This window comes from uncultured Methanobrevibacter sp. (assembly GCF_947169325.1).
In the GTDB taxonomy this organism is placed as follows: Archaea; Methanobacteriota; Methanobacteria; order Methanobacteriales; family Methanobacteriaceae; genus Methanocatella.
Genome location: NZ_CAMVPN010000081.1, coordinates 1 through 10,085, shown reverse-complemented (window position 1 = coordinate 10,085; position 10,085 = coordinate 1). Strand labels below are relative to the sequence as shown.

The following is a 10,085-nucleotide window of genomic DNA, read 5'->3' as shown; positions in this document are numbered from 1 at the left end:
ACCCGCGACCACGAGATTACAAGTCTCGCGCTCTACCAGACTGAGCCACCGAGGCAATATTGTTAATATTATAGAACACTAATATTTATGTGACAAAGTTATTTAAATACTTTACTATAATTCAACACTTTAAAGAAAATTTTACATTAAAATATAAATATTAAATAATTTATAATTAATAATCATGACAAATAATATTTTAGACAACATTGAAGAAACCTTAAATGAAATCCAATCAAAAAATCCATTAACTCATTGTATAACAAATTCAGTAACCATCAACGATTGTGCAAATGCTGTTCTCGCCATTGGAGGATCACCATTTATGGCAGAGGACGTAGAAGAGCTGGAAGAGGTAGTGACAATAGCTGATGCATTGGTCATAAACATAGGAAAACTAAGCAAAGACCAGGTGGCTGCCATGAAGGTAAGCGCCGAAACAGCAAACAAGACAAACACCCCAATCGTATTGGATCCTGTCGGCGTCGGAGTAACCGAGCTTAGAAACAGAACCACTTTAGATTTAATTGAAAATTACAAGATGGCCGCAATTCGAGGAAACATCAGTGAAATCAAAGCGATTGCAAAATTAATTGGAGTAATCGATGAAAACAACACCGCAAAAGGCGTTGACGTCAATGTGGATGACATCATCACCGAAGAAAACCTTGAGGCGAACGGAGAAATCATCAAAGAGACTGCAGCAAAATTAAACACAACAATCCTTGCAAGCGGTCCGATAGACATTCTAAGCGATGGCGAAACAGTCATTTCAATTGACAACGGCGACGACATGATGCCGCTGATTACCGGGAGCGGATGCATGCTCTCATCAATCGTCGGAACATGTGTTGGAGGATCAGCACCTCTTGAAGGAAGCCTTGTTGCAATATTGGCAATGAACCTTGCAGGCGAAAAGGCAAGAGCCAAAGTTGATGAAAATGATGAAGGAACAGGTTCATTTAGAGCATATCTAATCGATTATCTCTACAAAACCAATGCAGAAAGCCTGATTACCGAATCAAACGTGAAGATATTATGAAAAATCTAGACTTATCACTATACCTTGTCACAGACAAAAGCGATGATGTGGAAAAATTCCTCAATACCATAGAAGAGGCAATAAAAGGAGGAGTGACTGTAGTTCAAATCAGGGAAAAAACTGCAGACACTCTTGATTTCTATAACTTGGCGCTGAAGGTCAAGGAAATAACCACAAAATACGATGTTCCACTTATCATTAACGACAGGGTCGACATTGCAATGGCCGTTGATGCCGACGGAGTCCATGTCGGACAGTCAGACATGCCCTGCGACGTTACAAGAAAACTCATCGGCGAAGAAAAGATTCTAGGAGTTTCAGCGGCAACTGTCCAAGAGGCAAAAAAGGCCCAAAAGGATGGTGCAGACTATATCGGAACAGGTGCAGTATTTCCAACACAAACCAAGGATGATGCAGATTCAGTGACAAAAGAGGAACTTGAAGAAATAGTAAAATCAATTGACATTCCCGTTGTGGCTATTGGAGGCATTACTCTTGAAAATGCATCCGAATTAGCAGACACCGGAATCAAGGGATTGTCTGTTGTAAGTGCAATTATGAGTTCCGAAAATCCTAAAAAATCATCACAAGAGCTATTAAAGATTTTTAATAGCTGATTTTTTCTATTTTTAAAAAAAAGAGATAAAAAAAGTAAATAATTTACTTTTTACTGTTTTTAAGCGCTTCTACAGCGGCCAATTTTTTACCGGCAAGCATACTGATGCAAGCTCCACCACCACTGCTTAAATGGCTCATCTGGTCTTCAAGACCAAGCCCTGCGGTAGCTGCTGCAATATGTCCTCCGCCGATAAGTGAAAATCCTTCCGAAGATGCCATAGCGTTTATCAGGTCTTCTGTACCCATTGCGAATTTAGGGTCTTCGAACACTCCAGCAGGACCGTTTGCAAAAATGTATTTTGCATCCCTGATTTCTTTTGCATAGAATGCAATGGTCTTTATGCCTATATCAAAAATAGCTTCATTAGGGATTTTATCATTGTCAATGTCAACTCTCTGACCGTCGATTTCACATGCTACATCAAGAGGATACTTTACCTTGTCTCCGAATCTTTCAATGAGTTCTCTTGCCTTTTCAACCATGTCCTCATAACCTCTGCTGGCTATGAAATCCTTGTTGACCTGACCTATATCCACGCCTGCGGCCCACAACACTATGTTTCCGACAATACCTGTTGTGAGTATTGAATCTGCAGTGCCGTTGCCGAGCACGTTTTCCATAACGTCGATTGAATCTTCGGGCTTCATTCCTCCAAGCAGAAATACGCATGGATGTTCCACATTGTCAAGTGCGTTTTGAATGACTGTCAATTCCTCTTCCATCACACGGCCTGCGGCGGAAGGTGTGTTGACTGTAAATCCTACAAGTGATGCCTGTGACCTGTGGGCGGCCGCAAATGCATCATTTACATAATAATCAATTAAAGGGGATAAGTGTCTTACGAGTATTGTTTTGGATTGTTCCTCAGGAGTTCTTGAAAGTGTTTCTTCTGAAAAGAAACGTGCGTTTTCAAGAAGCAGGATTTCATGAGGTTTGAGATTACGGATAGCTTCTTTTGCAGAGCTTGAAAAAAGAGAGTCCACATATCTGACCCTCAGGTTCAATATTTCAGACAGCGCATCTGCATGTTGGGATAAAGTTGTGAAATCCTTTTTGCCCGGACGGCTTTGATGTGCCAGAATTACGACTTTGGCACCCTTGTTGGAGAGTTCCTTGATTGTTCTTGCATGGAGCTTCAGCCTGGTGTCATCCAGAATAAGTCCTGAACCTGGATCTACAGGAGAGTTTATGTCCACCCTTACAAGCACTGTCTTGTCTTCCAAATCAAAATCATCAATAGTATTAAATTCAGCCATTTTCTCACTCTAAAAACTATAATTTGCTTACCAAATCCAGTAAAGCGTCCTTTGGGCTTTCTGCCTTGATAATTCCTGATGCGAGCAGCACTCCATCAGCACCCAAATCCATTGCGGCCTTCATGTCGTCGCCTGTTGTGATTCCTGCACCGCACAATACCTTGATTTTCTTGTTGATGGCCTTGACCTCTTTGACTGTGTCCTCAACGACTTCCGGCTGTGCCTGGGAAACTGGAATTCCTGTACCGATAAGTTCCGGAGGTTCGACAGCGACTGCAGTAGGTGCAAGTGCAGCAACTGCCTTTGAAGTTTCGATGTTGTTTGTGCACACGCATGACTCTATTTCATTGTCGTTGCAGAGTTTTATGACCTCATCGATGTCTGCAAGCTTCATTCTGTTTTCAGAATGGTTAATCAGTGATCCGCTTGCGCCGGCTTCAATGAGTGTGTTAATCAGACTGGAACCTGTGTGGCCTCCAGGTGCGATTGCATCAATGTGCTGAGCAAAAATCGGAAGTGAAGCTTCCTGACTGATTCTGTAGATGTCTGCTGCCTGAGGAGCTGCAACCATTGTGATTCCAGACTCGCTTGCAGCGCTTTCCAAGTCATGTGCAAGTTCCAAAGCTTTCATACCGCTTGATTCAAGATATGTTTTATAGTTCAATATCACGATTGGTGTATCCATAATAATCCCACAATAACTTTATTACTATAATATTTGGACTACATTATTAAATAAATTTACCATTCAAAAATCATATGATTCAATTCATTATTACTGCGCCGATTCCCCTGATGTAGTCTTCGACATAGCCTTTATCAGCATTGTCGAAAAGGGAATATCTGAAGGTGTAGACTGTCTTTGAAGCGTCAGTCTTCCCGCCGCTGCAAACGTCTATGATTTCCACGTCTACGACAGGCTCGATATTTTCAAACATCCCCAGAAGGTATTTCTCCTCACTGGATGCCGGCATCAGAACCCGGAGAGTGAAATGCTCGAGATTTAGGTTGTTTTTCTTCCATTCGAAAAGTTCCTCTTCAGACATTATGTCGACTTTGGAAAGCTTTAATGTGATTTCTCCGCCATTGCTGTTTTTGATGGTTACAAAATCTGACCTGACCTTTTCAACCACACCTACATGAACATTACCTGAAAACTGATGCCTGAGGCCCACTTCCATACCCTTCATCCTTGTCAGCGCATTTGCCTTTTGTGTAAGCATTCCGATTGCCTTGTCCGACCTTATAAGCGCATCTTCGTGTTCATCAAGATGCTTTGCTGATTCCACAATGCTTTTGACGAAGTCTTCCTCATCGCCCTCTTCAATCAGTTCGGACAAGTAGATTCCTTCCTTTATCAGGGCATCTCTTGCTTTTGACACTTCCTTATTGTTTTTCTGTATTGAATAATACAAATAAGGATTCTGGTAGACTATACGGCTTACCATGTCAAGCATTATCGTATAGACCGGACTTGAAAACGAGCGTGATTTCTTGACGTTGATGTTGAGCTTCCTTATTGTTGAAGCCAGAGTGATGTATGAAAAATGCGTCAGACCCTGGACGATGCTCATGTACTTGTCATGCTCTTCGGGAGTGGTTACGACTATTTCACAGTCTGCTCTTGTCAGATAGTCATATACTCGATTGAACCATTTCTCTGACCTGCCTTCCACAGGAGCCAGCACGATAATCTGTCTTTCAAGGGTTGGAACCCTAGGTCCGAACATCGGATGGCAAGGAAGAATATCCGCATTTTCGGGAGCGTATTTCTTCAGGGCCTCACTAGGATCTGTCTTTACGCTTGCAACGTCCATGAGAAGCGAGCCTTCCTTTGCATGGGGAGCGACATCTTCTATTGTTGAGGCCATGTGCTCGATTGGAACGCAGAAAAGTGTGATGTCGGCATCCCTGACTGCTTCGATGTTGTCGCTTGAGTAGTCCACGCCAAGCTCTTCTGCAACAGCTTTTCCTGACTGCTCATCACGGCTTGTGATGGTAATGTCAAAGTCATCACCCAAGTGCTCGGCCATCCATCTGCCGAGGCCTCTTGATCCTCCGATTATTGTCATTTTCATATTTTCTCCTCCCTTTGAATATCTTCCAGACAGCTGTCGATTCTTCTCTGTGACAGTTTTATGTAGTCCTCGTTGATGTCATAGCAGATGTAGTTTCTCCTGTTCTGGATTGCGGCAACTGCAGTCGTTCCGCTTCCGCAGAACGGGTCAAGTATGACATCCCCCTCATAGCTGTAGAGGTTTATGAGGCGGTGGGGAAGCTCGAGCGGAAACGGAGCGGGATGGCCTATCCTTTTGGCGTTTACTGCCGGAAATGTCCATATGCTCTGTGTCCAGTGGATGAAATCATCACGTGTTATTGTGTCCCTTTTTGCCTGCTCGCCGTTTTTGGAATAGGATTCCTTTGAAAAGATGAGAATGTATTCGTGATAGTCCCTAAGCACCGGATTTGAGGCAGACATCCAGCTTCCCCAGGCGCATGACCCACCGGCGCTTGCAGACTTGTCCCAGATGATTTCGCCCCTCATCAGAAATCCCAAATCAAGCATTATCTCAATCACCATTGCGTGAAGAGGAATATAAGGCTTTCTTCCGATGTTAGCAATGTTGACACAAGCCCTTCCTCCGGTTACAAGCTTCTTATAGGACTCTTTGAAAACTGTTGTGAGCAAATCGAGATATTCGTCCAAAGACAGATTGTCGTCATACTCCTTTCCGACATTGTAGGGAGGAGATGTGACCATGAGATGGACACTGTTGTCCGGAATCTCATCCATGCTTTCGCTTGACTTGCAATACAGCCTGTTCAAATCCTTTTTGTCAATTTTTGACTCTTTGTATTCTATTTTTTTAGGTAATCTGAAATCCTCAAACAGCTTTGAGTTGTAGAACTTCTTTGAGCTGTGGGATTCCCTTAAAACCGAACCGAATGAAGAAGTTTGCGTTTTTCTTGCCACCTTAAGACCTCTTTAGAAGGTTTAAAAATTTCAAACCCTTGTTTTCATGCGTCTTTTCTGCGTTGGCCATCTCAATCATCCTTCCGAGATTTTTCGGACTTTCCATTCCCGAAAAGAAATTCAAGTCACGGTCAAACATCCTGCCTAGATGAATCTTGAGCTCGGATGTGTTGTCGAATCGGATGAATCCTCCTTTCGGAGTTGTCTTTCGGGTGTTTCCGTGATTCAACGGAAAGGGATTGAGTGACCAGAATCCCTGAATCAGTCCTGAGTGCTTGAGATAATCCGCCTTTTTGGAAAATCCGTTTGACAGAGGGGCGTTTCCAACGACGACTATCGGTATTTTAGCAGACTCAAAGTTTGAAACCCTTATGTCGATGCATTTGCCTATGGCCTTCAGGATCGAATCGGAACGTGTGAAACTTGGCTTTCCCTGATGGGTTCGGTAGTCGCCTACTTCACGGACATTGCCCAGGCTCGGGTCGTACTGCCAGTTCCACACCAAAGACATCTTTACTTCACATATTAGTTTTACCTGTGATGCCTTTAAAATCTTTTTATCGTCTGTTGCAACCACGATGTCTGCAGGGGAGCTTGACGTTATTCCCACTGACGGTATTCTGGCCTGGCGGACAACGCATAAGTCATCATCTATCAGTCCCCTGAAGAGTTCGCTTACCCAGTTTTCAGTGAAATCGCCTATCAGGGAATTTCTCGCCTGAAGGGTTGATTTCCTTCCCCTGTACCGTTTGGGCCAGTAGGCAAGATACCTTCCGTCATCGGTCCTGTAGAAAAGCTGCTCCGGCGATGCGGAATTCTTCGAGTTTACAAAAAATAATTTTTCTTGACTTTTATTCCATAATTTCATGATTTGACATATTATCATTAAACATATAAATAGATTTGACAGATAAAAATCAATATTGTTCAACATATGTGAAATTGCTTTTGTCTTGTAAAAATGTATATACTATCAAAACCAAAGATTAACTTGATTTTATGTCATTTACAGAAAAGCAAATAGAAGCATTGGAAAAGAGCGGATACAGGTTTGTCGGAACACACGGCCATGCGGCGGTTAAAATCTGCCACTGGACACGTCAAAGCATCACAGACAAGGGAGTCTGCTACAAGGAGAAATTCTATGGAATCAAATCACACAGATGCCTTCAGATGTCCCCTGCAGTTCCGAACTGCCAGCAGGAATGCGAATTCTGCTGGAGGGACTTGACCTATACCCAAACAAGATGGGAAGACGAAGAATACGACGAGCCCAAAACCATAATCGACGATGCCATCAAGGCACAGAACAATCTGCTTTGCGGATACTACGGAAACGACAAGTCCAATGCAAAAAAGCTTGAGGAAATGAAAAACCCGACCAACGCAGCGATTTCACTGGCAGGAGAGCCTACACTGTACCCTAAAATCGACGAGCTCATCGGGGAGTTCAACCGCCGTGACTTCACCACTTTTGTTGTGAGCAACGGCCAGTGCGTCGAGAGATTGAGAAACCTCGAAAACGATCCTTATCAACTGTACCTTTCCTTGGATGCACCTAACGAGAAAGTGTTTAATGAAGTGTGTCGACCTAGAATAAATGATGCTTGGAGCAATTTAAACGAATCACTGGAAACACTTGCCAGTTTCAACTCCCGTACATGTATACGAAATACCTGTGTTCGAGGAAGAAACATGGAAAATCCGCAGGAATATGCCAAGCTCATCAGAAAGGCAGACCCCGACTTCGTGGAGGTCAAAGCATACATGTGCGTCGGCTCATCACGTAAACGCCTGACTTTGGACAACATGCCGACATTCGATGAAGTGAAGGAATTTGCTAAAAAAATAGGTGATGAGTGCGGTAAAGAGTTGGTGAACGAATCTGAAATCAGTCGTGTTGTTCTGCTCGAATAGCTACTTTTTTTCCAATTTCAAATGCATTTTCCAAGTCTTTCGGAAACTGTGTTTGGCGAACCTTTCTTTTTTCGGCCTCATCAAAGGCATCCGAAACGTATTTTGAATAGTCCTTGAACTGATATGTGTCATAGACATAGAGATGGTCAGGTTTGGTGAACACCATGCTCAGACCCATTTCAAAGTGATCATGCAGGTCATGGTATCCAATCTGGTATGATATCTCCTTTGGAGCGTTCATGGTGTATATGTAAGCCAACGGCATCCTCTTATGCTCAACTGTTTCGGTTTTGCTGTATGCAACAAACGGAAACATGAACCTTTCCAAAAAGCATCTCATGTTTCCTGTAACGTCGCTGAAGTAGATTGGTGAGCCCAATATTATGCCATCAGCCTGAACCACCTTTTCGAGAATAGGTTTCAAATCGTCATTTTGAACGCATTTGCCATAATGGCGCCCGTTTTTTATCTTGCATGCAAAGCAGCTTTTGCATCCGTTGAAGGGAAAGTCATACAAATCAATCCTTTCAGCTGAAGCGTCGGGAAATACTGATTTGACTCCTTCAAGAGCATTGTCTAGAAGCTTTGCGGTGCTGCAGTTTTTCCTGGGAGACCCATTGATGGCGAAAAATTTCATATTATTTGCCTGCAGCCTTGATTTCTTCACAAAGTTCAACGGCCTTTTTGGCAGCCTTTTCCATTGAGATTTCGTATGGAATGCCTGCATCATCCAATAGCTTTTGGCCTTCCTCTTCGTTGGTACCGGTCAGCCTGATTACGATAGGAACGTCACGCTCGACCTGATCCAATGCCTTGATTACCCCACGGGCAACGTCGTCGGCCTTGGTGATACCACCTAAAACATTGAGGAATACAACTTTAACACGGTCATAGTTCAAAACAATGCTTAATGCCTGGTTGATGATTTGTTCTGAAGCTCCACCACCAATATCAAGGAAAGTTGCCGGTTCTCCGCCATTGAGCTTGATCATGTCCATAGCTGTCAGAGTCAGACCTGCACCGTTACCGATTACTGCAATGTCACCGTCAAGCTGAACGAAATCGACTGCTTTCTTTTTATAGTGAAGTCTTTCAACCAAATCCTGATGCCTAAACAGGGAATCGTTTTCAACCACCAATTTAGCATCGGCAGCGATTATTCCCTGTGGAGTCAATACCAACGGGTTGATTTCAGCTGTATCGGCGTCATATTTTTCAAATACGTTATATAATTTCCATATGATATCCCCAATCGGTGAAATCAAATCGGATGAAACACCCATCTTACGTGCAATTTCACGTGCCTCATATGGTAAAAACTCAAGCAAAGGATTTGGATAATATTTGATAATCTTTTCAGGGTTTGTCTTTGCGAGGTTTTCGATTTCAACCCCACCTTCCTTACTTGCTAGTATTACAGGTCTTCTGGCGCCTCTGTCAACAGACACTGTTACGAAAAATTCATTCAATATTTCAGCTTTCTCCTCAACCAGAAGGTGCTTTACCTTTTCACCCTTGATTTCCATACCTAAAATTTGTTCGGAAACCTTTAATGCTTCACCAGGGTTTTCTGCAAATTTCACACCCCCTGCCTTACCTCTTCCACCGGTCAATACCTGTGCCTTGATAACAACAGGAACATTCATCTCTGAGAAGATGGTCATTGCCTCTTCTGGAGAGTATGCAACGTGACCTTCTAAAATAGGAATGCCTTCCTCATTAAAAATCTGTTTTGCTACATTTTCAAAAAATCTCATTCTAACACCTATTCCGCTAAGGCATATCCCGCTTCGAAAGCCTTGATGTTTTTCTCTTCTGTTCCTTTAGGAACGCTTGCTTCAATGGCTTTCATTGCAGCTTCCTTGGATATGACCCCAGTAATTTTTGTAATAGCTCCAACCATAACAATATTCGCTACAATCTTAAGACCTATTTCGTCTGTAGCAGTCTTTGTTGCGGGAGCTTCGTAAACCTTAATATTATGCTCGTCTATGAAATCCCTTACGTCCTCAACGTCGGTTGTTCCAGGATCTACAATCAATGTCCCCTCATCCTTCAAATCCACTATATATTTCACCAGCGCCTCGTTTGACATTGCCACTAAAATATCCGGGCTTTGGACTTTAGGGTAGTCGACTTCAGTATCTGAAATGACAACTTCACATTTGGAAGCTCCTCCACGAGCTTCAGGACCATAGGATTGGGTCTGAACCGCTTCCTTGCCGTCAAAAAGGCATGCAGATTTACCTAAGATAATACCTGCAAGAATAATTCCCT

General features: G+C 43.0%; 11 protein-coding genes. 3 read left to right on the top strand and 8 right to left on the bottom strand.

Features of this window, described 5'->3' with window-relative positions; all coding sequences use genetic code 11:
- Positions 1 to 184: 184 nt before the first annotated feature.
- Together thiM and thiE are read left to right on the top strand one after the other, a co-directional pair.
- Entirely contained in the window at positions 185 to 1,042 is an 858-nt protein-coding gene (thiM, locus tag Q0W26_RS09865) for a hydroxyethylthiazole kinase (protein WP_298524635.1), read from the top strand.
- Positions 1,039 to 1,659, top strand: a complete 621-nt coding sequence (thiE, locus tag Q0W26_RS09860; protein ID WP_298524632.1) for a thiamine phosphate synthase — start codon at positions 1,039 to 1,041, stop codon at positions 1,657 to 1,659. Before thiM ends, thiE begins: the two co-directional genes overlap by 4 nt.
- Positions 1,660 to 1,702: 43 nt before the next feature.
- Here the strand turns inward: thiE and Q0W26_RS09855 are convergent, their stop codons facing one another.
- The 5 genes from Q0W26_RS09855 to Q0W26_RS09835 all read right to left on the bottom strand — a co-directional run bounded on the left by Q0W26_RS09855 (position 1,703) and on the right by Q0W26_RS09835 (position 6,759).
- Positions 1,703 to 2,917: a phosphoglycerate kinase gene (locus Q0W26_RS09855; protein ID WP_298524629.1), complete on the bottom strand. Its 1,215-nt coding sequence runs from the start codon at positions 2,915 to 2,917 to the stop codon at positions 1,703 to 1,705.
- A 16-nt stretch (positions 2,918 to 2,933) separates the two neighbouring features.
- On the bottom strand, positions 2,934 to 3,602 hold the full coding sequence (tpiA, locus tag Q0W26_RS09850; protein ID WP_298524626.1) for a triose-phosphate isomerase: 669 nt from the start codon (positions 3,600 to 3,602) through the stop codon (positions 2,934 to 2,936).
- Between the two features lie 79 nt (positions 3,603 to 3,681).
- Positions 3,682 to 4,995, bottom strand: a complete 1,314-nt coding sequence (locus Q0W26_RS09845; RefSeq protein ID WP_298524623.1) for a prephenate dehydrogenase — start codon at positions 4,993 to 4,995, stop codon at positions 3,682 to 3,684.
- Positions 4,992 to 5,891, bottom strand: a complete 900-nt coding sequence (locus Q0W26_RS09840; protein WP_298524620.1) for a site-specific DNA-methyltransferase — start codon at positions 5,889 to 5,891, stop codon at positions 4,992 to 4,994. The genes Q0W26_RS09845 and Q0W26_RS09840 overlap by 4 nt, the downstream gene beginning before the upstream one ends.
- 1 nt (position 5,892) lies before the next feature.
- Positions 5,893 to 6,759 (bottom strand): hypothetical protein, encoded by an 867-nt coding sequence (locus Q0W26_RS09835; RefSeq protein WP_298524617.1) that lies wholly within the window; start codon positions 6,757 to 6,759, stop codon positions 5,893 to 5,895.
- A gap of 131 nt (positions 6,760 to 6,890) precedes the next feature.
- Between Q0W26_RS09835 and twy1 the strand changes: the two genes are divergently transcribed.
- The gene (gene twy1 / locus Q0W26_RS09830) at positions 6,891 to 7,808 is read left to right on the top strand and encodes a 4-demethylwyosine synthase TYW1 (protein WP_298524614.1); all 918 of its coding nucleotides are present in this window, start codon (positions 6,891 to 6,893) and stop codon (positions 7,806 to 7,808) included.
- Here the strand turns inward: twy1 and Q0W26_RS09825 are convergent.
- The 3 genes from Q0W26_RS09825 to Q0W26_RS09815 form a co-directional block, all read right to left on the bottom strand.
- Positions 7,783 to 8,445: a flavodoxin family protein gene (locus Q0W26_RS09825; RefSeq protein WP_298524611.1), complete on the bottom strand. Its 663-nt coding sequence runs from the start codon at positions 8,443 to 8,445 to the stop codon at positions 7,783 to 7,785. The two genes, twy1 and Q0W26_RS09825, sit on opposite strands and share 26 nt — an antisense overlap.
- 1 nt (position 8,446) lies before the next feature.
- A complete protein-coding gene (gene sucC, locus Q0W26_RS09820; RefSeq protein WP_298524608.1) occupies positions 8,447 to 9,565 on the bottom strand; it encodes an ADP-forming succinate--CoA ligase subunit beta in 1,119 nt (372 codons plus the stop codon).
- 8 nt (positions 9,566 to 9,573) lie between these two features.
- On the bottom strand, positions 9,574 to 10,085 hold a 512-nt coding region (locus tag Q0W26_RS09815), incomplete at its 5' end, for a 2-oxoacid:ferredoxin oxidoreductase subunit gamma (RefSeq protein ID WP_298524606.1).